We start from the raw sequence: 21,180 nt of genomic DNA, 5'->3' as shown, positions 1-21,180 counted from the left end.
TTGACCCGAATAGAAAAGCATATTTAAATTAGACGTTTTATCAGCGAGTTTGTATTTTCATGTCGCGACTCAGTGTCATTATCGTAACCAAAAATGAAGCCCATAATATCCAGGCCTGCTTAGCCTCTGTACAATTTGCTGATGAAATTATTATTTTTGATTCCGGCAGCACCGACGATACCGTTGCTATTGCTTCTGCTTATACGCCACACATCACCGTTACAGACTGGCCAGGCGATGGCCCACAGAAAAATAGAGCCTTGCAAAAAGCAACAGGAGACTGGATATTGTGCTTAGATGCAGATGAGCGCGTCAGCGAAAATCTAAAACAGGAAATCTTAGCCACACTGACGCATACCTCTTTCGATGCCTTTGAAATCCCTTATCAATCCAGTTATTGTGGCAAGATGATTCGTTTTGGTGATTGGCGTAATGAAAAGCATTTACGATTATTTAGGCGTGACAAAGGTAGATTCACCGAAGATATTGTTCATTGTCATGCACAGATTAATGGCTCGATCGGACTACTAAAGCATTCTATCCATCATCACCCTTTTCACAGTCTTGAGCATTTACTACATAAGCTCAATGATTACTCAACCCAAAGCGCACGCCATAAATTTGAATCTGGTAAAAAGGCAGGTTTTACAACAGCACTTGCGCATGCAAGTTGGGCATTTATCAGAGGTTATATTATCAAATATGGTTTTTTAGATGGCAAAGAGGGTTTTATGCTTGCATTCTCTAATGCACAAGGTACCTATTATCGATATCTTAAATTGATGTATTTATGGAAAAATGCAAGCCAATGATGAACGCTAACCTTATTATTTTAATGTTCCATCGTGTTCATGATAACAGCCAGCAGTTTGATAAAGATATTTTTGAGCAGTATTTGCAGTATTTATCAGAAAATTTCTCTTTTTCTATGCCTGGAGACGCTCTATCTACTCAAAAAATGAATATTTGCCTTAGCTTTGATGATGCCTATTGTGATTTCTATTTTTATGCCTATCCACTCTTAAAAAAATATAATGCAAGAGCGCTCTTAGGTGTATCCACAGATTATATTGTTGAAGAAACAACGCTAAGCGCACAGACAAGGCTATCCGTGCCTTATCCCAAAGGTATGGAAAATGGCATCTGGCATAAAAAAGTGCCTTTTTGTACCTGGCAAGAATTAAGAGAAATGTCCAACTCGCCTTATGTGACTATTGCGTCGCATAGTGCATCTCACCCTCATGTTACAGAAGAAAGCTGCGATCTCCATAAAGAAATCGTAGGCTCTAAAAGAATCTTAGAGCAGCAACTTCAGAAAAGCATTGATAGCTTCATTTATCCCTATGGTGATTTTAATAGCACTGTACATCATTTCGTGAAACAGCACTACGCTTGGGATTTCCGTATTGGAAGTGCGCTTAATCATGGTTGGCAAAAAGGGCCACTGTATCGACTCGATGCCGAAAAACATTGGCCTCATAAACTTCCGCTTACGCCACAACTCTTCTATAAACTCAATATGAAATATTGGTTAAATCGTTTGCGTGGCAGATAGCTTCTTTGATGAGAAATATGCTTAGTATCCGCTTGCTTTGGCTTATTATGCCTCGCTTTTCTTGCTGAGCAATTTGTCAAGCCAGCTACAACCTGCGCAGCACGTCTTGCTTTGTTCAACTGAGGTGTAAAAAGCTTAAAGCCCATCTCTTGCACGCTGTGTTTTTCAATCATATTGAGTGATACTGTATTTTTTAATGTATCTTGCGGCCTTGAAGCTGTAGAAATTTTTTCAAGGGGTTTCACAACAACTTGTTCTTTAGGCTTCAATGCATTTGGATCTTTCACCCATGCTTGTGCTTTATCAAAAATCATCTTGGCTAACGGCGCATATTTTGTCTCAAGCTTCTGAATATCTTCTGGTGATAGGATATTACCTGGGCGCATATCTATCATATGTTCCAGATCATGCTCTAACTTAAATAACTGCCTACGCTGAACATCAATGGCATCATTGCTCGCTTCTGCTGAGGTTAAGTATTTTATAGATTTTTGCAAGCCTTCTATTTTCTCTTCTAAATCTTCTTTATCTTTTAAGAATTTCTCTTCAGAAAGATAAGTAGCAAATCCTTGTCGCTTCAAAATAGCTTGTTTCTTTAAACGTAAACCTAAAGAAAATTGTATATAATCTTTTAATTGATCGCCAAAATCACTATCCAAAATATTTCTAGCAACCAATTCATTCACAACATCAAAAGTATTTTGATTATGCGTTTTGTAGTAAAAGCCCAAATTTGTTACAAATTGCTCAACAAAGCGATAAAGCTCTCTCTTAATATCAAGCGTTTTACCCAATGTGCCTTCTAAGAAAATACTGGTTCCTTTTCGAATATGTTGACCAATATCTTCTTTCATTAATTTACTACGCGCAATTATTTGACGTTGCGTCAACGGTTCTCCGATTTTTTTCTCACTCAATACTCGCTCTCGTTTTGCAAGGAAGGCATTATATAATTTCCTGTTGCCATAGACATGCGTGATGTTACGCCCCAATTGTGTACCAAAGCTTTGTACAATTCTATTTTCACGCGCACTAAAGGGTCTCACAATTTGATTAATCCAAAACATACGCGCATTCTCTTCTTCTCTAGACAATCCCTTACCCGTAATATGCTGTGCAATTAATTTATCTTTTTCCTGACGGAGTGCTTTTTTATCTTGTTTAAATCCCTCTCTTGCATAATTTGCAAAATCTTCTGGTGTACCAATAAAGGCTCTGCTTCCCGCAAAAGGAATTTTATCAAACTCTCTATTTTCAATAGCTTCTTGCAATAATTGCTGTGTTTGCTCTGGCGTTGCGTTTCGAGCAAAAAACTTCAGATACGGCGGCGCATTATCAGCCTCATCTAAACGTAGTCCTTTTTCACCTAAATCTGGATGCTCCCCTAAAAGAAAGAGTCTATCTGCAATACGTTGCGAAAGCTTGTAAAAATATTCATAACTTTCAATTGTTTTTTCTTGAATGCAAAACCCAATCTCTAAATCAGTAACAGGACCACATTCTTTTCTCGCTAAAGAGCCTAGAGCCAGCAAACTAAACTCGCAGGGTGCTTTTCCTAAATGAGTAACTTCTTCTGCAATCATTTTTGTAATAAGACTTCTAAAATCATTAGAAATATTTTTAGTCAGTGCAACAAAGTCTGGCGTTGATTTTTGATGTTCTTCCCAGATTTTGTCATAATATTTTGTGCGAAATTCAGATAGCGCTTTTCTATCTTTAGGTACCTGTTTTAAACCAATCAAATTTTTTAAAGGATTGGGAATATAAGTGCACAAGCCTTCGAAAGCCGCACCTAATTTTTGAGTAAAGTTTTGCCACCACCCATTTGCGGGTTGCTTTTTAGTTTTGCCAGACATATAAACCTCGTAGTAAATAACAACAAAAAGAGTTTGCTATGTTACTTATAAATTTTATTTCCCCCTAATGAAGTAAGATTGATGGTATAAAATCCCATATAAGTGATTAATCACTCGCTTATCTGGGACAAAAGACTCAGATTTGTATTAAGGGCTGATACGCAAGATAGTTTTTTTGCTAAACAACTAAGAAGTCAATAAGGAAAATAATAATGAAAACATTCTTAAAGTTTATAGCCTGTGGCACAGCAATGTGTTTTAGCGCTATGGGTAACACAGCATCAGAATTTGGAATCTATGCCGAACTCAACAAAGCAGATATTCGTGGGTTCCAACAAACCCCTAAAGGTGGGCATCTTGAAACCACTAGTTTAAAACGTCCCTCTTTTGAAGAGCTGAATATTGACTCCAAAGTTTATACCAGCATAGGTGCATGGCTCAGATTTGATCCCTTTCAAATAAATTTTAACTACCTTCCACTCAGATATGATGGACAAACCATATTATCATCAGAGCTTATTACGCATGGCATAACTATTCCACAAGGCTCATACTTCTCTAGTGACATAGAAGATCAACTCTACTCAGTAGATTTTGCAAGAATTTTCAAACCATTTAATACCTTCACAATTGCGCCTATGGCAACAATGCATGCTTTAGATCATCATTATGAATTTAATTCTGGCCCCTTATCATCAAAACGTTCTTTCTTTGCAACAGGCTTTGGCTTAGGGCTTGATATGACTTATGCGTTTTTATATCAATATGAATTGAATGCTAAAATTCATGTGCCTATACCAGTGACAAATCTTGATGTAAGCAAAGCAAAATTATCGCTTGCCTATGTGTGGGTATTAACGCCACACCTTACAATGAAGCCTTATGCATTAGTAGAATGGAATAAGATTAAATTCAAAGATCATCAACAGGTACCTAATTACCTAGAGTATCGCTTAAGCCCCATTTGGGGTATGGGCATCAGTATGATGATGCATAATTAATATAGTCTTCGCACATGAGCATTCAAGGGTGTTTATCTTCGTCCACCTCGCAATCCTCATGTGCTCGTAACACTCCAGTAGCTCAAGGTAAAACGCATGTGCCATGACTATACGATTCAGTATTTATTTACAGCTAATTCTATAATTTTGGAATAAAAACCAGTTTACTTTGTTAGTCGGCACCCTTAGAATATAAAGAATAAGTAGTATTTTTGTTCAAGAGGCGCGCTGTGACGATCATCATCAAAGCACTGAATGAAGGGCATATAGAATTAGCAATGACTTTGATACAGAATTCTGTCCCTTATCAAGTATGCCAATATGATGAATCAGGACAAACCGCACTGCATATTGCCATCCAAAAAAATTATCTCGATGTTACTTGCGCCTTGCTTGAAAATGGTGCCAACATCGATGCCTATGCACGAGACAGCGCCTATCATCGCATGACACCAATGCACTATGCAGCACTGACAGGCAATTTAGTTGCAGCTCGATTACTGTTAAATTGGGGGGCAGATATCACTTTGGAAAATGGGGATGGCTTAAACCCTGCCTCTTTAGCGCTCAAACATGGCTTTGTTGCTATCGCTAAAGTAATCAATCAGCAAGCTAATTATAAGCCTAAATTTGCCTGGCCTTTACGATTACCCTTATCAAAAAAAATGCATAATAAAGAGCAAAGTCCAACAGCCCATATCACACCTTATCCTTTTCAACTGCATAAGACTGAACTTTACCAAAGAGATAGCAAAGTGGTAGATTTCTTAGCTTATAAATTAAAACGCACCCGACAAAGCAAATTATAGTTTTTAAGCAAGCGCATGTATTTCTTGTGCGTGCAAAGTAAACTGCGAAGCCAATACTTCCTTTTTATAAGCAAAGTAATTATCAACTGCATCTTGCATCACACTCTGTAATTGCGCGAGTGTTTGCGCAGAAAAACTAACAACGTCTGGACAATTGATAATCTCACCGACAAACACGCCCACACTAACCACATATTCGTATTTAGCGACCATTCCTTTGTAACGCATCGCTTAAACCTTTTTATTAATGCGATCCAAATACAAAGCAACGCCTTCTTCTACGCGCTTAAACGGTGCCTCGTAACCAACATTTCTCAATTTAGTAATATCTGCTTGCGTAAAGCTCTGATAGCTTCCTTTTAAATGTTCAGGAAATGGAATATATTCCAGCGTACCAAAGCCATGCCATTTAATCACAGAATGTGCAATATCATTAAAAGGCTGAGAATGTCCTGTGCCTAAGTTATAAATACCTTTTAATTGAGGGCGTTGATAAAACCACAGGTTAACATCAACCACATCATCAACATAGACAAAGTCTCGGCGTTGCTCACCATGCCCATAACCATCACAACCTTCAAACAATTTAACGGCGTTGTTTGCTTTTATTTGATTATTCAAATGGAAAGCCACACTAGCCATCGAGCCTTTGTGTTGTTCATTCGGGCCATACACATTAAAGTATCTAAAACCTGCAATTTGAATATTCGCCGTATCTATTATTTGGCGCACATATTGATCAAATAAATATTTAGAATAACCATAAACATTCAGTGGCGCCTCATGTTCAACGTTTTCTTTAAATATTTCTCCATCACCATAAACAGCCGCACTCGAAGCATAGAGAAAATTAATGCCTCGTGCCAAACAATAGTCTAATAAAGTTTTGCTATATTCATAGTTATTTTCCATCATATAGCGACCATCCCATTCTGTGGTGGTAGAGCAAGCACCTTGATGAAAAATAGCTTCTATATCCGATCCAAAATCATCTTTGGCTTTAATACGTGCTAAAAAAGTATCTTTATCCAAATAATCTTTGATTTTCAAATTCACTAGATTAGCAAATTTCTTACCATCCGTGAGATCATCTACTACTAAAATATTATCAATACCAAGGCGATTTAAACCTCTGACAATATTGGACCCAATGAAACCAGCACCACCTGTTACAATAATCATACGACTTCTCCTACTTGCTGATTACTTTGATGGATTCTCTCAACCAATTGAGTTGTCGAATACCCATCCACGAATTGTAAAATTTTAACCTCACCACCATTGGCCATGACTTCTTGGGCACCGGCAATTTGAGTTGTCTCATAATCGCCACCTTTTACCAAAACATCTGGTAAAACATCACTGATCAATGCACGTGGTGTATCTTCAGAAAAACTGACCACATAATCAACACTCTTGAGTGCTGCTAATGCCAACATACGATCGTGTAAGCGATTCAAGGGTCTTGACTCGCCTTTCAATCGTTTTACAGAATCGTCATCATTAACTGCCACAACTAAACAATCACCCAATGCTTTTGCCTCTTGCAGATAGGCTAAATGCCCTGTATGCAATAAATCAAAACATCCATTGGTCATCACAATCTTTTGATTTTGCGCTTTATGCTTCTTAAGTGCTAAAAGCAATTGATTTTTGTTGACAACGCCACTGATACTGCGATTTATATCCGTCTCACTAAAGTGACGATCCAACTCCTCTACGCCAATGGTCGCTGTACCTAACTTGCCAACGGAAATACCGGCTGCCACATTGGATAATTTTGCGGAAAACAAATAATCCTTATCTAGACCTAAACACGTAGCTAATACAGCAACCACTGTATCGCCTGCACCCGTAATATCAAACACTTCTCTGGCTTTGGCAGGAATATGGTGATATTGATTATTATGTTTTTCAACCAAAGTCATACCATGTGCGCCACGCGTAATTAATAAAGCTTCAAAATTGTATTGATGAATCAAAGCTTGTGCTCGCATTACAATATCATCATCGGAATGACACTCACCAACCATCGCTTCAAATTCTTTCATATTCGGTGTTAGAATATCAGCACCTTGATAGACAGATAAATCTTCATTTTTAGGATCAACAACCACACGAATGCCTCTTGCTTTGGCAAATTGAATCAATGCTTGTGGCTCTGCAATCATGCCTTTTGCGTAATCAGAAATAATTAACACTTTTGCATTCGATAATTTTGCTTCTAATTTATGCTCAAGAGATTTGGCAGACCACGCATAATATTTCTCAAAATCCAATCTCAGTAACTGCTGTTGTCGACCAATCACTCTTAATTTTGTAATAGTGCTCATATAGGTAGATTCGATTAAATCACAATCTACTTTTTGTGATAAGAGCATCTTTTTAAGCATTGCGCCTGCTTCATCTTGACCAATAGCCGCAATCAAGGTACACCGAGCACCTAATGCAGCAACGTTAACTGCAACGTTTGCCGCTCCTCCTACGCGCTCCTCTTCGCCATGAATATTGACAACCGGCACAGGGGCTTCAGGTGAAATGCGCGAGGTATCGCCGTGCAAATAGCGATCTAACATCACATCTCCAATCACGACAACCTTACATTCTGAAAAATTTGGATAATGCATAACACTCATCTCTTATTCTTTATCTTAATTTTGTAATAATTGAGAAAAAAGCTGCTCAGCCTGTTCATGAACATTCGGGGCTTCGCTCCAGTTTTCCATAAATCGTTTACGCTCTTTTTTTGCAGCGCGCTTTGCAAATACATGCCATTTGTATTGACACATTGCATCTAAGTCTATTAAAAAAGGCTTTTGTTGCGCATTGATCAGAATATTACTTAAATTCAAATCTCTATGACTCACACGATGGGTAGCCAATTTTTTCATCATATTGCAGATATTTTCTGCTACGCTCTGCCATAAATGATTGGGCTTAGCACCACAGGCAAAAAAATGTAGTGCATCCACACCTTCAATATAATTGCTGATAAAATAGGAACGACCTCTGATAATGCCCCAACGCTCTTCCAATAGTGCAATCGGGCGCATTGTATCAACCCCCATGGACAGCAATTTTTTAGCATTGTTCCAATTTTTAAAAGCGCGAGAAGGCAAGAATGCACGTCGAATACAATGCAAAATACCTTTTGTGTTTGCGCGTTTGATCACCCATTGCTGGCCATCGACCACAATCACAACAACGGTTGAGGTTGGATCGTTTTTTAAAACTCTTTCTGGATATGTCATGTGATATTCAATATTTGACAGCACAGCCAATATTGATTGTGCTTTAAAAGATTCATCCCATTGAATATATTGCTTGAAACTTTTTAAGACTTTCATTTGCTGTACTGATTCAAGCCTTTATTTGCCCACGTTCGGTGAGACAAAATAGTATGTTGAAGTGCTTCATAATTTGACTTTGCAAGCTGTCTGCTCGCTTCTTTATGATGCAAATGATAGACAGGAACACAGCACTGCCCCATCTTCTTATAAATATCGTTATTGATTAAGCGTACAGCTAAATCTGAATCTTCAAATCCCCAGCCTTCATAAACCTCATCCAAACCATTAACGGCAAAGAAATCTTCTCGCCAAACCGCTAAATTACAGGTTTTTGCACCTTGCCAGCGCCTTTTGGCTATCTTTCTTAAGCCTAAGAGCGGTAAGCTAAAAGTCGGTAAAAAACGATTAATTTTTCCTTGCTTCCAAGCACACATCCATTGTAGCCAATCATATGTATAAGCAGGCACCCCCATCAGTACTTCTTTGCTGAAGGCTTCAGAAAGCAACACTCGATTTCCGGCCACAAACCAATTCGGCTCTGCTAATGCAGCATGTTGCTTAAGAAAATTAGGGCTTAAAATACAATCTCCATCCAGAAAAATCATATAATCATGGCAGGCTGATTTGGCCGCTAAATTTCTAATTTTAGCCGCTCTAAAACCACAATCCTCATGCCAAATATGTAGTAAAGGGCAATCAAATTTAGATTGCCATTCTTCAACCAGTGCGCGCGTTTCCTCTGTCGATCCATCATCCGCCACAATAATTTCTAATTGCGCGAATGGGAAAGTTTGCTGAAGAATAGAATGAAAAACAACACTCAATGCACTGGGCCAGTTATAGGTTGTAATAATGAGCGATATCGTTATATTTCTCATGATAAAGTCTTCACAGCTAAATTTTTGAAGGGACGATGTTCAATGACATCTTTTTTCATACTAAACTGCGCAAATATCAACGCCGACAATAATACGTAAAAATAACTTTCTGTAAAATCACTCAACCATGAGTTAAGCAAACATCCAATATAAAAAGAAAGTAAACAACCGCGTATTAAAAGGCTTCTCTCTGAGGATAACAATCCTGAGTATCGCCATTGTAAATAAAAAAGTGCCATTAAATTGAATAATCCTAGCATCCCTAGTTCAACCATTGCCTTTAAATACTGATTATGTGGATTATCTGTTAATAAGATATTACTTCCACTGTGATAAAGCTCATATGCTTTTTCAAAACCGCCTGTCCCAATACCTATCCAAGGATGTTCAGCAAATACTGCCAAACTCGTTTTATAAAATTCAATACGAGAACCTAAAGAAGAGGCTTCCAGATTTCTTTCTTGATAAAAAACCCAATCCTGTTTTAGTAAATTAATGCGGTTTGAGAATACCTCTGAGTGGCTGTACATCAAAGCAAACAATAAGAATATGCCAACAAACCCTATCCATAATCCCTTTATCCGCCATCGATGCCAAGCCACATAAAGTATTAAAACAAGCAGTGATATATGCCCAATTCTTCCCACGCTTAGGAAAAATAAATAATAAATCATTGCCAACACAAGGAGAGAAACCCACCATCGATGCGCTGGCGTATGTAATCCATACACAGATAAAATAAAGGCAGCAATTGCCATAAAATAACTAGTCTTGATGTGGCTTTTGAATACTGCACCCATCGTGTATTTTAAACCAATCGGCAAATGCACAAATACTTTTAAATAGCCAAGGACAAGGGTCAGGATCATAGCCACAACAAAAGCTTTTACAACGATAGATTGCAATTTTTTCTCTTGCAAATAAAAAGCCAGTATTGGAATCGCAGCTAAACGCACATAATCCCTAAGCGTATGTGTGCTTTCATGCAACGAAACCTGTGAATACAACAAGCCTAATAGGCTTAATAAGATAAAGGCGGTTGTTGCAATACCCAGAGGGTGTCGATAGTAAAAGCCTATTTTCTGCGGGAATGTTTCATATCCCAACAGCCATAAAAGTCCTATGGCTAACATGGTTCCTGTTGTCAGGGCTGTCGATACGGGTATTGCAAAGGCAAAACATAGCAGCAATACAGGGATACACTTTTTTTCAATTGCTTGGCTGAAGAATAATTGCTTAACCATACTGTGGCTCTTGCTGCATTATTTGCTTCAATATCTCAGAAACTTTTGCAGGTGGCAAACTTTCAAAGCAAGGAGGATATAACATGTTTTCTTTTGCTATGGGACATTGCTTCTCAAAACAAGGATGACAGTCCTTGCTCACACTTAAATGTCTCTGATGATTGCCGTAAGCACCTGTAAATCCAGGGAAGGTAGGGCCATATAAGGATACAGTGGGCACATTCATCATGGCGGCAATGTGTCCTAAACCTGTATCAACCGCAACAACTGCTTGCGCTTTCGCAATTACATAAGTTATTTCACCAAGTGATAGTTTGGGCAAAATAATGGGCAATAACGTCAAGGCACGTTGCTCACAAAAGGCGCGTATTTTTTCTGCGCGTTGTTTTTCAAGCTCATTGCCCCAAGTCAGCATCACTTGCTTACCCTGTTCGGATAGTAACGCAGCCAAATCGTACCAATATTGTTCTGGCCAATGTTTGGTCGACCATGTTGTACCATGCAAAAACATCACGTACTCATCCGGTACAGTGACTGCTTTAAGACAGCTTTCATCAATCCCATAGGATAAGGCAGAGGCCTGGTAAGAATAACCCAAAGCTCTTGCAAATAATTGTCGAAGCTTTTCTACGGCATGCTGATTTTTTGAAGCCGCAATTTTTGTTTGATAAAACAAACTGGCTATCGATTCTCTCGCAGAATGCTTGTCCAAACCTACTCGATGCCCTTTTGCTAAGAATGCCACACTACTACTCTTAATGAGACCTTGGGCATCCAAAACAAGATCGTATTGCGACGTACGAAGTTGCTTAATAAAGCTTTTAATTTCACCTTGCTGCAATGCTTGCATTATATTTTTGCGCCAACGACGCATATCAATGCCTATAACACGCCCCACAGCGGGATGCCATTTAGGAATTTCTTGAAAGGCGCTTTCTACCACCCAATCAAAATGCACATTTTTCAGCGCTTTTGCTGCATCAGTGACAGCCGGTAAGGTATGAATCACATCTCCAAGCGAAGACATCTTAATAATTAAAACTTTCATTTCTATGCCACTAACTCCAAAACAGCCTCTTTTATGCGCTCTGGCAGAAGGTTTTTCATGCATAAATGATGTTGTAATGGGCATTCCCGTTTAAAACAAGGACTACAGTGCATATCTGAGCGAATTATTTTCACCTTATCACTGAGCGGTGGCGTAAAACTTGGATCAGTTGAGCCATAAATAGCCACTACCGGCCTATTCAAGGCAGCAGCAATATGCATCAAACCCGAATCATTGCTCACCACGCACGTACTCAAAGACATCAGATCAATCGCTTCTGCCAAAGAGGTCTTGCCACATAAATTAACACACTGTAACGAAGTCGCTTGATTGATTTGCTCTGCAACGGGTTTATCTTTTTCTGAACCAAAGATCCAAATTTGATAACCTGCTTTTATAAAAAAGTTGGCTATCTGTGCATAGTATTCAATCGGCCAACGTTTAGAAGCCCCAAATTCTGCCCCTGGACATAAACTAATAATTTTGCCGGCCTGTAAGGACAACTGGTGTTTTTTTAAGGCAAACTCTACATTTTCTGCTTGAACAAGCAATTGGGGCTTAGGCAATACACTGGGTAAAGATGTCTTTTTTTCATATGCCAAGGCAACATAACGCTGCACCATTAAGGGCAATTGCTGCTTATCTAAGATCCTGACATCGTTTAAAAGCGGATAGCGCCATTCACCACGCCAACCAATACGCTGTGGTATTTTTGCAAAAAAAGGAATTAAGGCGGACTTGAAAGAGTTAGGTAATACAAAACTACGTTGATAGGCATGCGGCAAACGTTTAGCAATCTGATATCTTTTTTTTAAGTCTAGTTCACCATGCTTCAAAGGCATGGATAAGCTAAGATCAATTTCAGGCATACGGTCGGTTAAAGGGCGGCTCCATTCAGGCGCCAAAACATCCAAGCGCGTTGTCGGATATTTGACTTTAATCGCTTTAAACAAAGCCTGTGCCATCACCATATCACCCACCCATGATGGGCCAATTACTAAAGCTCTATCTTCCAACTTCAACTCCAAATCTAAAAACCCTGGTAATTTATTTTAAGAAGAATGCGATGGCGCATCTTGAAGAATATAAGTGGCACCACAATAAGGACAGCTTACTTTTTTGCTTTTTTCGATCGGCAAATACACTTTTGGGTGTGCATTCCACAATGTCATCTGCGGCATTGGACAAGAAAGGGGCAGATCTTTTTTGCTAACGTAATATTCCTTTTGCGCACTAGCAGGTTCCTTGGAAAATTCAGACATATGCAACCTATGAAAACTAACAAACTTAATAATGGTAATTCATATTTTATCACAGGTGTTAAGCTAAATTCAGAATATATCGAAAGTAAGTTTGACGGCTAAAGTGACCAGCACAGGAGCTGGCCCCTACAGCATCTAAGGCAAAGGCTTAAACGAAGGTAAGCCATTCTTTAAATTGTGCATTCTTACCCTGAACCGTATCAAAGTATAGTGTTTGCAATTTTTCTGTTATAGGTCCACGCTTACCTTTGCCAATCACTCTATTATCGACTTCACGAATAGGTGTAAGCTCTGCTGCTGTGCCCGTGAAGAAACATTCATCACATGAATACACATCATCTCGTGTTAATAAGGTTTCACTCACTTCGATATCCAGTGCTTTTGCAAATTCAAAAATGGAATCTCGCGTGATTCCTTCTAAGCAAGAGGTCAAGGTGGGTGTATATAATTTCTTGTTCTTAACTAAGAATATATTTTCACCACTCCCTTCTGCAACATAACCTTGTGTATCCAACAGTAATGCTTCGTCATAACCACAGCTCAAAGCTTCTTGTAAAGCCAACATAGAATTCATATAGTTCCCTGTTGCTTTTGCTCGACAAAATGAAACATTGATATGATGGCGTTGCAAAGAAGAAGTTCTCACTCGAATGCCTTTTTCCAGTGATTCAGAGCCTAAATATGCCCCCCAAGACCAAGCAGCAATCGCAACGTGTGTTTTTAAATTATCTGCTCTTAAACCCATACCTTCACTGCCGTAATAGCAAAGCGGACGAATATAACCAGATTTCAAATTGTTACGTGTGATAGCTTCTTTTTGTGCTTGATTTAATGTTTCTTTATCAAAAGCGATGGGTAAATTTAAGATATGCGCAGAACGAAAAAATCTATCCGTATGTGCATTCAATCTAAAAATAGCCGTACCTTGTTGTGTTTCGTAGGCACGTACACCTTCGAATATACCCATTCCATAATGTAGTGAATGTGTGAGCACATGAATTTTTGCATCACGCCATTTAACCCACTCCCCATCCATCCATATTTGGCCATCTTTGTCTGCCATTGACATGCGATTTATCTCCTACTGGATTTTTTTATTAATATGAAATCATTATTATCAATAATCCAGTAATTGTGGCTGGCTTATTGTAGAGGGTCAACTTAAAAACCCACTTCATTTTCTAATCAATAAAACCAACTTCATAAACCCAGGACCATAAATACAGGACAGCCACATTAAGTTGCTTTACCCAAAATTTTTGAGCTAGAATTCCTTTCAGTAATAGGGATATTTTTTAAGTTATGACTTTAGCTCGCTCAGAACAAATAGATTTGAATGCCACGCCGTATTATCACGTCATGAACCGATGTGTGCGTCGCAGCTTTTTGTGCGGTTTTGATGAGCTAACACAGAAAGATTATTCTCACCGTAAAGCGTGGATTATCAATCGATTAAAATATCTAACAGATATCTTTGCCATCAAAATCTGTGCTTATGCCATCATGAGCAATCATTATCATGTGGTTTTATATGTGGAAGAAACACAAGCGCAAGCGTGGTCAGAAGCAGAAATCATCCGTCGTTGGGCTTCTATTTTTCCCAAAGATACCGAAGAAAATAAGCATTTAAAGCAAAAAATTCAGCTTTGGAAAGAGCGACTCACCAGTATCAGTTGGTTTATGCGTTGTTTAAACGAAAAAATTGCGCGCAATGTAAACAAAGAGGATGATACCGCTGGGAGATTTTGGGAAGGACGCTTTAAATCCCAAGCTTTATTGGATGAAGGGGCACTTTTAAGCGCAATGGTTTATGTTGATTTAAATCCTGTCAGAGCAGGTATTACAAAGACACCGGAAGAATCGGAATTTACCTCTATTTATGAGCGTATCCAACACATTGCTAAGCAATTAAAAATCAATAAGCCAAAATCCATTAAACAGCTCAAGCGCGAAAAAGCCGATATATACAATAATCTTGTACAACCCAAGTTCTTAGTGCCTTTTGCAAACATTTCAAAACATCATTCACATGTCATTGATTTTAGACTTATCGATTATTTAGAGCTTGTGGATTATACAGGCAGAGTGATTCGTGACGATAAAAAAGCGGGTTCTATTCCAGAACATCTAGCCCCCATATTAAGCAGATTGCAATTCGAACCCATGAATTGGATTTCATTAGTCAAAAATTTAGCTAAAAGTTTTTCTCATGCTGTGGGAAGTGAAATCCTACTGTTAAATTTTGGCAAAGAGAGAAGGAAAGCTTTAAAAGGCATTACCCAAGCAAAGAAATTATATTCAAGTACACACGTCGCTTAATTCAATATCCTAATTTTATCCTGTTAATCATTTCATAGATTATTCACAATCAAAGCCATTGATAATGATAGTAACGGCTAATTCATTCTTTCCATTCTTGTATTCTTATTATTGATATAAAGAATTTCTAAGTGTGGCTGTCCCATTTTGATGAGCATACACCTTTTTAGACACATCATAACGAACTAAAAACCAAACCCTAGGTCTATCCAAATAATGCAAGTAAATGCTGAGGTACAAAATGGCTAATAATGGTGCAAGCGCACAATCAAATGTAAGATTAGATGCAGAAAATCCACAAATTAAAACGCTCAAAGATAATCTAAAAGAAACGATAAATCTCCTGAAAAGCGGTACAATCGACCCCCTATTTAGAGAATTAGGCTTTCATTCTCGGAATGATATTGCTTTTGTCCTTGAAGACATAGAATTACAACTATACAAATTCTACAATCGCATGCCAGGAGAACTGATCAAACTTTCATCCATGATCACCCCACCGTTAGGTATTACTATTTATGCGACACGTGATGCCTCAGGTGCCTTTCAAATTATTTTACATAAAGCTGAACAAGACATTAGTTATCAGATCACAAAACCACCCCATCTCGTCTGGCAACAAAATATGGCACTTGCAACACGGATGAACTTTTTATCCACACAAGCCCCTCCCCCCGCTCATCTTACAGCCTACATCGAAGAAGATCTTGCAAATTATTTTGACAGCATTAATGAAAATATGGATGCGATAAAAAATCTTAAAAAAAATACAAGCTTAGCTATTCCCGCAGATGCAACAAAGAATCGAAATCATGACATAGAAGTCCTGTGTACTGCTTCAGGAGAATATAAAGTTCTAGCTCACACAAATCATCCAGATGCTCCTTATATTGAATTAGACAACATTGAAAAATGTGTTTGGCATAAAAAAAATGAGCTGTTTCTGGATAGTCAAGCAATTGAATTTTTAGAGAACATTGCTAAAACTAAGGATAAATTAGACGCATCTTTACTCCCAGCTGCTTTTAATCAACTCATCAGCAAAAGTGCTATGCTTGATATTTACCAGTATATGCTGAACAATCCATATGTCGTTGCACAATTAACAAGGGGCGAAGGTTTTAGAATTTCAAAGGAATTTTCAACACTCATACGCACCCTCAACATAGTGCGTGATCCCAATGGTGATTACATGTTGATGCTAGAAACCAAACGCAAACTTGCCGATGGCAGTAAAGATGGAACCCGGATGATTGGCAAAGGCACCTTTGGCACGGTGAAACCTGCATGGCGCATTGACTGTTTCGCACCAGAAGAATGGGTCAATAAGGTTTCTAAGGGGGAATCAGCCCAAGAAGCAGATTATGAAGCTTTATTCTCTCAAAAATTAATTAACTCGCATGAATTAGGTCAAGATAAGGCAGATACCCTGAATGTCACTTTACTCGGAGAGTTATTTACTAGCAAAGATGTTGTCAAACGTAGTCAATATTCAAAACGTGCTATCGGTGATTTAAAACAAGTAATCGACAACCCCAATATTATCTTAAGCCCAGCAGATAAGACACGGATCACACAAAATATCTTAGAGGGTATCGCGCTGATGCATGCCCAAGGAAAAGTGCATCAAGATATCAAACTGCCCAATGTTTTTATCTATCGCGATGAACGTGGCTATTATGCAAAAATTGCTGATTTTGGCATCTCCTACGATCCACAATCGCCTTTGCATAAGCCCTCTCTTGCTTCTGGTGGCTATGAATCTCCTGAGATAGTTTTGGCAAATGAAGCGCCTGACGCAGCATATCATGGCTATTATCACGAATCAGCCTTTATCGCACAGCACTCTTATGGTTATAAAATCAACCGCAACAATATGAACCGAGCACCCACTTCTGCTGAAGCTTTAAACTTTAGAGAACCACACCCTGCCAACGATATGTGGGCGCTAGGCATTCTGCTCTTTGAATTAAATCATGGTCATTTGCCAAGGCTTGGCTATTCTCAAGATGAGTTAAAAATACAAAATGATCCTTTATTACGCGGATTATTAGCTATTAAACGTGAAGATAGAATCTCTTGTGTAGATGCCATTAAGCTTTCTACAATAAATTTACCTGAACAATCCGCTCCCTTACTCTTTGGCACAATGAACAGTCACATGTCTGCGCCCTCCACCGCCATTACCTCTATGACAACAGAGGCTATTGATTATAGCGAATGCAAAAACTTGCTAATATACAATTTTCTCGAGTTAGCAAAGCTATCAGAACCCACTGGCAGACAAGAGAGAGATAAATTCATCAAAACTTTGGAGAAATTAAGAACAGCTGATCCCATATTATTCAACTTTGTGCTAGAAGGCCAAAGTATTGGTGATTTGAAAAGAATCATTGAGTCTCTAAATAGATATACAACCTTATCATTAAGCACTAGCACTCTTGAGGTCAAAATCTATCCACATTTAATACGGTGTATTGATAATGCCATCGAAAACCGACACAGTGTGTTATTAAATGAGAGCGAGCACCAACAACACTGCCAATCCGCAAAAACAAAAGGAATAGAGCATATAGATCTCAAATTAGACAAAGATAAAAGGGGAAAACTTGAATTCTAAAACTCACTGCTTAAAAATATTTTATGCCAAAGCGCCATCACTTGTTGTTGATAGGCGCTTATTTCTTCTTGATTGGGCTTTTCATCGGGCTGAAGCAACCTATCGTTTTGTAAATATTGATAATATGCATAAGCACAAATGAGTATTTCTACTTCTTTTTCTGATAAGAGTGGCGTTCTTCTCAATACCATCAATACATTCAAGGTACCATATTGTTCTGCTAAATAGGGATATTGATGTGCATAATACAGCACTGCATATTGAACGATAAATTCTATGTCTATCATGCCACCTGGAACGGTTTTAATATTCCAGCTTGCTTTATATTGATTATCCAGCATCTTTTGACGCATCTCACCAATCGATTTTCTGAGTGTATCTTGATTACGCAAAAATACGAGTGTATTTTTCCGTATAGCTTCAAATTTTTCTTTTAACTCTGGAGCGCCTAAAATAAAGCGTGCATTCACCAATGCTTGATGTTCCCACACCCAGGCTTGATTTGTTAGATATTGTTGAAAACCAGACAAAGAACCTACCAGCATGCCAGCACTACCCCCCGGTCTCAGACGAACATCAACATCAAACAATTTTCCTGACAATGTTTGGGTGCTTAACATATGAATCATTCGCTGCGCAAGACGAACAAAAACCTCAACCCCTTGGATCTCTTTCTCTAGCAATAAAGAACTATCATCATACAAGAAGACCAAGTCCAGATCGGACAAATAGCTCAGCTCTTTGGCACCCAATTTCCCATACGCTATCAGTGCAAACGGGAATTCATCTAGCATTTCACTGATTGAATTTTTTATATTGTAATTTTGGAGGATAAATTGTAAACAGAGGAAATAGGTTTTTTCTAAAATAACTTCAACTAAATGATTCAAGGCCAATGAAACATCCACTTCTTTTTTTGTAAGCCGTTCATGCAAAGCAATACTCAAAAAACCACCCAGCTTAAACTGCCGTAACTTTTCCATTTGTTGCTCTAAATCATCTTGCTTCACCCCTTTCATTTTCTGGGTTAAGTCTTGTTGCCAAAATAGTTTGGAATGAATTTGTGCAATACTAACAGGCGTTAAAATCTCATCTAATAGAACAGGATATTGACAAAGTTGAGAGTTGATCCATTCACTTTTATCAAACACTTTAAGCAAATAACTGAGTGCACCTTCTTTTTCAATCAAAAAAGCAAGATAGGCTGAACGCCTTGCAATTGCTCTTAAGAATTTCAAGGTTCTCGCTAATAACATATCTGGCGCTTCAGATTGTACAATAATGTCTAAAACAACCGGCATGACTTGATCCAAACGACTTCTTGCTTTTGCTTTCAAACCACGCACCAAAGCACTTTCTTTAAACTGATGTATCTGTTCAATAAAAGTATCAGAGCATTGAACAGCGCTTAAGCTTATAGATGGATTCATCCATATATTCTTGCCAAAATTAAATTGCTCGCTGGCTATATTGCTTTGAATAGCTGGTACTGCAGACAAAGTTTCAAAATAAAAAGTAACTTCTTTAAGATGTTGTATTAATAGCTGCGAAAGTTCTTCCCAATGATTTAAGCCCATGAGCAAAGCCACTTTGCTTTTGTCTATCTCATCTGCTGGCAATTGATGCGTTTGCTCATCTCTTAACATCTGCAAAAAATGTTCTAGTGCTCTCAAAAAACAATAAGCTGATTTCAAGGCAGTATATTTAGTTTCACTAATAATTTGATAATATTTAAGTTCTTTGAGCACTCTCAATAAATTACGCTTTTGCAGAGCAATGTTTTTTCCACCTCGGATGAGCTGGAAGGCTTGCGCAATAAACTCTATTTGACGTATACCACCTTTGCCTAATTTTATATCATTCTGTCTATTATTTTTCCTAACATCTAATTCAACCTTAGATTTCATTTCTCTTAAAGACTCAAAAGCGCTGTAATCTAAATACCGCCGATAGACAAAGGGTTGTATTATTGATTTCAATCGCTTACGTGCAAGATTATCACCAGTAATCAACCTTGCTTTAATCAAAGCATAACGCTCCCAATCTCTACCCTGGTATTGGTAATATTGTTCTAATTGATCAAAGGTTAAAACCAAAGCCCCACTTTCTCCATAAGGGCGCAAACGCATATCGACTCTATACACAAAGCCATCTTCTGTCCTATCTGACAAAATGGAGATCACTAATTGTGCAACACGCGTAAAATACTGTTCGACATTGATTGGACTCTTGCTATCTGCCACAACGCCTTTATCTGTGTAGGCAAAAATCAAATCAATATCAGAAGAAAAATTAAGCTCTTGTCCACCTAATTTACCAAGCGCAATCACAACAAAGGAAATCTCCTGGCCATCAACTGTCTCTGGCCTCCCAATATCTATCATTATTTTTTTCAAAATAAAGTGACAAGTTTTTTTCACCAGCATATCTGCCAATAAAGATAGCTCTCGCAAATGCGTTTCCAAGCTTACTTTATGCAACAAAAATCGCCAAATAATTAAACTGGTTTGCTGTGCACGCAATTGGCGCAAGATACGCTTAAAGGCATCCAGCTCATCAATCCCACTTAAGGATGCTTTTAATATTTCTTTTACATTCGCTAAACTAAATTCTGGCAAGCCTTTGTGATATGCCGTTAATGGCAATTGGGGATATTTACAAAAAACATCAGAAACAAAATCGCTTGTAGCAAAGATTTTTGCTATGTCTTCTTTGAATGCTGAAGTGATTAATTCTATGGGAATATTTGCATTTAGGCATGCTTGACTATATTTTTCCCAGTGTCTTTTTGCAGCATCTTGCAAGACACTGGGAGCCTGATTCGTCGATGCGAGATCATTCATTCACTCTACTTTCTCAACAATTAAAATCACCCCATCGACGGCAACGACTTTTATTTTTGTGCCTTGTGGCAGATCGGCACCTTTAACTTTCCACCAAGTGTCTCCTACTCTTATTTTGCCACGTCCATTCACAATGGGTTCATCTAAATTAAATACTCTATCAATATATTGCTCGTTCCTTAAATTCAACTTAGGTTGATCCGTAGCTGGCTTATGCTTTCTTAAGAAGAAAAACCAAACCAAGATACTCGACATGACACCTAAGCCAAAGATCATGAGTTGGTATTCCCATCCCATCTTGGGCATTATCAGTAATAATACACCCACAAAGGCGGCAGCAATGCCGCCCCACAAGAAAAGAAAATTGGCTCCGGTTGCAACATCCACAATAATTAATAAAACAGCAAAAGCAAACCAATGCCAAAACTCAAGTTGAGAAAAAAATGCATCCATTT

General features: G+C 38.3%; 19 protein-coding genes. 6 read left to right on the top strand and 13 right to left on the bottom strand.

Translation table 11 applies throughout. The features are described from left to right. Positions 1-59 precede the first annotated feature (59 nt). Together CC99x_RS01265 and CC99x_RS01260 are read left to right on the top strand one after the other, a co-directional pair. Positions 60-812: a glycosyltransferase family 2 protein gene (locus tag CC99x_RS01265; protein WP_057623404.1), complete on the top strand. Its 753-nt coding sequence runs from the start codon at positions 60-62 to the stop codon at positions 810-812. Further along, complete coding sequence (locus CC99x_RS01260) at positions 809-1,555, top strand: polysaccharide deacetylase family protein (protein WP_158003190.1); 747 nt, start codon at positions 809-811, stop codon at positions 1,553-1,555. The genes CC99x_RS01265 and CC99x_RS01260 overlap by 4 nt, the downstream gene beginning before the upstream one ends. Here the strand turns inward: CC99x_RS01260 and CC99x_RS01255 are convergent. Beyond that, a complete protein-coding gene (locus CC99x_RS01255) occupies positions 1,507-3,411 on the bottom strand; it encodes a DUF294 nucleotidyltransferase-like domain-containing protein (RefSeq protein ID WP_057623400.1) in 1,905 nt (634 codons plus the stop codon). The two genes, CC99x_RS01260 and CC99x_RS01255, sit on opposite strands and share 49 nt — an antisense overlap. A 212-nt stretch (positions 3,412-3,623) precedes the next feature. Between CC99x_RS01255 and CC99x_RS01250 the strand changes: the two genes are divergently transcribed. Beyond that, positions 3,624-4,412 (top strand): hypothetical protein, encoded by a 789-nt coding sequence (locus CC99x_RS01250; RefSeq protein ID WP_057623398.1) that lies wholly within the window; start codon positions 3,624-3,626, stop codon positions 4,410-4,412. Positions 4,413-4,642: 230 nt separating this feature from the next. Then, complete coding sequence (locus CC99x_RS01245; protein ID WP_057623396.1) at positions 4,643-5,221, top strand: ankyrin repeat domain-containing protein; 579 nt, start codon at positions 4,643-4,645, stop codon at positions 5,219-5,221. Between the two features lie 3 nt (positions 5,222-5,224). On the opposite strand, the gene CC99x_RS01240 is transcribed toward CC99x_RS01245, so the two are convergent. From CC99x_RS01240 to CC99x_RS01195, 10 genes are all read right to left on the bottom strand, one after another. Continuing rightward, positions 5,225-5,449 carry a hypothetical protein gene (locus tag CC99x_RS01240; RefSeq protein WP_057623393.1) on the bottom strand — a complete coding sequence of 75 codons (225 nt, stop codon included), beginning with the start codon at positions 5,447-5,449 and terminating at the stop codon, positions 5,225-5,227. Between the two features lie 3 nt (positions 5,450-5,452). Then, positions 5,453-6,403 carry an ADP-glyceromanno-heptose 6-epimerase gene (gene rfaD / locus CC99x_RS01235; RefSeq protein ID WP_057623391.1) on the bottom strand — a complete coding sequence of 317 codons (951 nt, stop codon included), beginning with the start codon at positions 6,401-6,403 and terminating at the stop codon, positions 5,453-5,455. Then, positions 6,400-7,848, bottom strand: coding sequence for a bifunctional D-glycero-beta-D-manno-heptose-7-phosphate kinase/D-glycero-beta-D-manno-heptose 1-phosphate adenylyltransferase HldE (gene hldE / locus CC99x_RS01230; protein ID WP_057623747.1), 1,449 nt, complete (start codon positions 7,846-7,848; stop codon positions 6,400-6,402). Before hldE ends, rfaD begins: the two co-directional genes overlap by 4 nt. A gap of 24 nt (positions 7,849-7,872) precedes the next feature. Next, on the bottom strand, positions 7,873-8,568 hold the full coding sequence (locus tag CC99x_RS01225; RefSeq protein WP_057623389.1) for a lipopolysaccharide kinase InaA family protein: 696 nt from the start codon (positions 8,566-8,568) through the stop codon (positions 7,873-7,875). After that, positions 8,565-9,389, bottom strand: a complete 825-nt coding sequence (locus CC99x_RS01220; protein ID WP_057623387.1) for a glycosyltransferase family 2 protein — start codon at positions 9,387-9,389, stop codon at positions 8,565-8,567. Before CC99x_RS01220 ends, CC99x_RS01225 begins: the two co-directional genes overlap by 4 nt. Continuing rightward, positions 9,386-10,633, bottom strand: a complete 1,248-nt coding sequence (locus tag CC99x_RS01215) for an O-antigen ligase family protein (protein ID WP_057623385.1) — start codon at positions 10,631-10,633, stop codon at positions 9,386-9,388. The genes CC99x_RS01220 and CC99x_RS01215 overlap by 4 nt, the downstream gene beginning before the upstream one ends. Next, complete coding sequence (gene waaC / locus CC99x_RS01210) at positions 10,626-11,681, bottom strand: lipopolysaccharide heptosyltransferase I (RefSeq protein WP_057623383.1); 1,056 nt, start codon at positions 11,679-11,681, stop codon at positions 10,626-10,628. The genes CC99x_RS01215 and waaC overlap by 8 nt, the downstream gene beginning before the upstream one ends. A 2-nt stretch (positions 11,682-11,683) precedes the next feature. Further along, positions 11,684-12,703 carry a lipopolysaccharide heptosyltransferase II gene (gene waaF, locus CC99x_RS01205; protein ID WP_445971459.1) on the bottom strand — a complete coding sequence of 340 codons (1,020 nt, stop codon included), beginning with the start codon at positions 12,701-12,703 and terminating at the stop codon, positions 11,684-11,686. Between the two features lie 30 nt (positions 12,704-12,733). After that, on the bottom strand, positions 12,734-12,943 hold the full coding sequence (locus tag CC99x_RS01200; protein ID WP_057623381.1) for a zinc-finger domain-containing protein: 210 nt from the start codon (positions 12,941-12,943) through the stop codon (positions 12,734-12,736). A gap of 148 nt (positions 12,944-13,091) precedes the next feature. After that, on the bottom strand, positions 13,092-14,012 hold the full coding sequence (locus CC99x_RS01195; RefSeq protein WP_057623378.1) for a branched-chain amino acid transaminase: 921 nt from the start codon (positions 14,010-14,012) through the stop codon (positions 13,092-13,094). A gap of 233 nt (positions 14,013-14,245) precedes the next feature. On the opposite strand from CC99x_RS01195, the gene CC99x_RS01190 reads away from it, so the two are divergent. Together CC99x_RS01190 and CC99x_RS01185 are read left to right on the top strand one after the other, a co-directional pair. Continuing rightward, entirely contained in the window at positions 14,246-15,262 is a 1,017-nt protein-coding gene (locus tag CC99x_RS01190; protein ID WP_057623377.1) for a hypothetical protein, read from the top strand. A 241-nt stretch (positions 15,263-15,503) separates the two neighbouring features. After that, complete coding sequence (locus tag CC99x_RS01185; protein WP_057623375.1) at positions 15,504-17,882, top strand: protein kinase domain-containing protein; 2,379 nt, start codon at positions 15,504-15,506, stop codon at positions 17,880-17,882. Here CC99x_RS01185 and glnE read toward each other — a convergent pair. Together glnE and CC99x_RS01175 are read right to left on the bottom strand one after the other, a co-directional pair. Then, entirely contained in the window at positions 17,879-20,725 is a 2,847-nt protein-coding gene (glnE, locus tag CC99x_RS01180) for a bifunctional [glutamate--ammonia ligase]-adenylyl-L-tyrosine phosphorylase/[glutamate--ammonia-ligase] adenylyltransferase (protein WP_057623374.1), read from the bottom strand. The genes CC99x_RS01185 and glnE overlap by 4 nt on opposite strands. Continuing rightward, positions 20,726-21,178: an NfeD family protein gene (locus CC99x_RS01175; protein WP_057623372.1), complete on the bottom strand. Its 453-nt coding sequence runs from the start codon at positions 21,176-21,178 to the stop codon at positions 20,726-20,728. Positions 21,179-21,180 lie beyond the last annotated feature (2 nt).

Source organism: Candidatus Berkiella cookevillensis (assembly GCF_001431315.2).
Taxonomy (GTDB): Bacteria; Pseudomonadota; Gammaproteobacteria; order Berkiellales; family Berkiellaceae; genus Berkiella_A; species Berkiella_A cookevillensis.
The sequence above is the reverse complement of the archived record's forward strand: the minus strand, read 5'-3'. Positions and strand labels throughout refer to the sequence as shown.

What these genes read in the sequence shown, in the direction of transcription:
- CC99x_RS01255 (WP_057623400.1), bottom strand. Translation starts at nt 3,411, where the DNA reads ATGTCTGGCAAAACTAAAAAGCAACCCGCAAATGGGTGGTGGCAAAAC.
- CC99x_RS01265 (WP_057623404.1), top strand. Translation starts at nt 60, where the DNA reads ATGTCGCGACTCAGTGTCATTATCGTAACCAAAAATGAAGCCCATAAT.
- CC99x_RS01260 (WP_158003190.1), top strand. Translation starts at nt 809, where the DNA reads ATGATGAACGCTAACCTTATTATTTTAATGTTCCATCGTGTTCATGAT.
- CC99x_RS01200 (WP_057623381.1), bottom strand. Translation starts at nt 12,943, where the DNA reads ATGTCTGAATTTTCCAAGGAACCTGCTAGTGCGCAAAAGGAATATTAC.
- hldE (WP_057623747.1), bottom strand. Translation starts at nt 7,848, where the DNA reads ATGCATTATCCAAATTTTTCAGAATGTAAGGTTGTCGTGATTGGAGAT.
- CC99x_RS01215 (WP_057623385.1), bottom strand. Translation starts at nt 10,633, where the DNA reads ATGGTTAAGCAATTATTCTTCAGCCAAGCAATTGAAAAAAAGTGTATC.
- waaC (WP_057623383.1), bottom strand. Translation starts at nt 11,681, where the DNA reads ATGAAAGTTTTAATTATTAAGATGTCTTCGCTTGGAGATGTGATTCAT.
- CC99x_RS01225 (WP_057623389.1), bottom strand. Translation starts at nt 8,568, where the DNA reads ATGAAAGTCTTAAAAAGTTTCAAGCAATATATTCAATGGGATGAATCT.
- CC99x_RS01190 (WP_057623377.1), top strand. Translation starts at nt 14,246, where the DNA reads ATGACTTTAGCTCGCTCAGAACAAATAGATTTGAATGCCACGCCGTAT.
- CC99x_RS01195 (WP_057623378.1), bottom strand. Translation starts at nt 14,012, where the DNA reads ATGTCAATGGCAGACAAAGATGGCCAAATATGGATGGATGGGGAGTGG.
- glnE (WP_057623374.1), bottom strand. Translation starts at nt 20,725, where the DNA reads ATGAATGATCTCGCATCGACGAATCAGGCTCCCAGTGTCTTGCAAGAT.
- CC99x_RS01175 (WP_057623372.1), bottom strand. Translation starts at nt 21,178, where the DNA reads ATGGATGCATTTTTTTCTCAACTTGAGTTTTGGCATTGGTTTGCTTTT.
- CC99x_RS01250 (WP_057623398.1), top strand. Translation starts at nt 3,624, where the DNA reads ATGAAAACATTCTTAAAGTTTATAGCCTGTGGCACAGCAATGTGTTTT.
- CC99x_RS01185 (WP_057623375.1), top strand. Translation starts at nt 15,504, where the DNA reads ATGGCTAATAATGGTGCAAGCGCACAATCAAATGTAAGATTAGATGCA.
- CC99x_RS01220 (WP_057623387.1), bottom strand. Translation starts at nt 9,389, where the DNA reads ATGAGAAATATAACGATATCGCTCATTATTACAACCTATAACTGGCCC.
- rfaD (WP_057623391.1), bottom strand. Translation starts at nt 6,403, where the DNA reads ATGATTATTGTAACAGGTGGTGCTGGTTTCATTGGGTCCAATATTGTC.
- CC99x_RS01240 (WP_057623393.1), bottom strand. Translation starts at nt 5,449, where the DNA reads ATGCGTTACAAAGGAATGGTCGCTAAATACGAATATGTGGTTAGTGTG.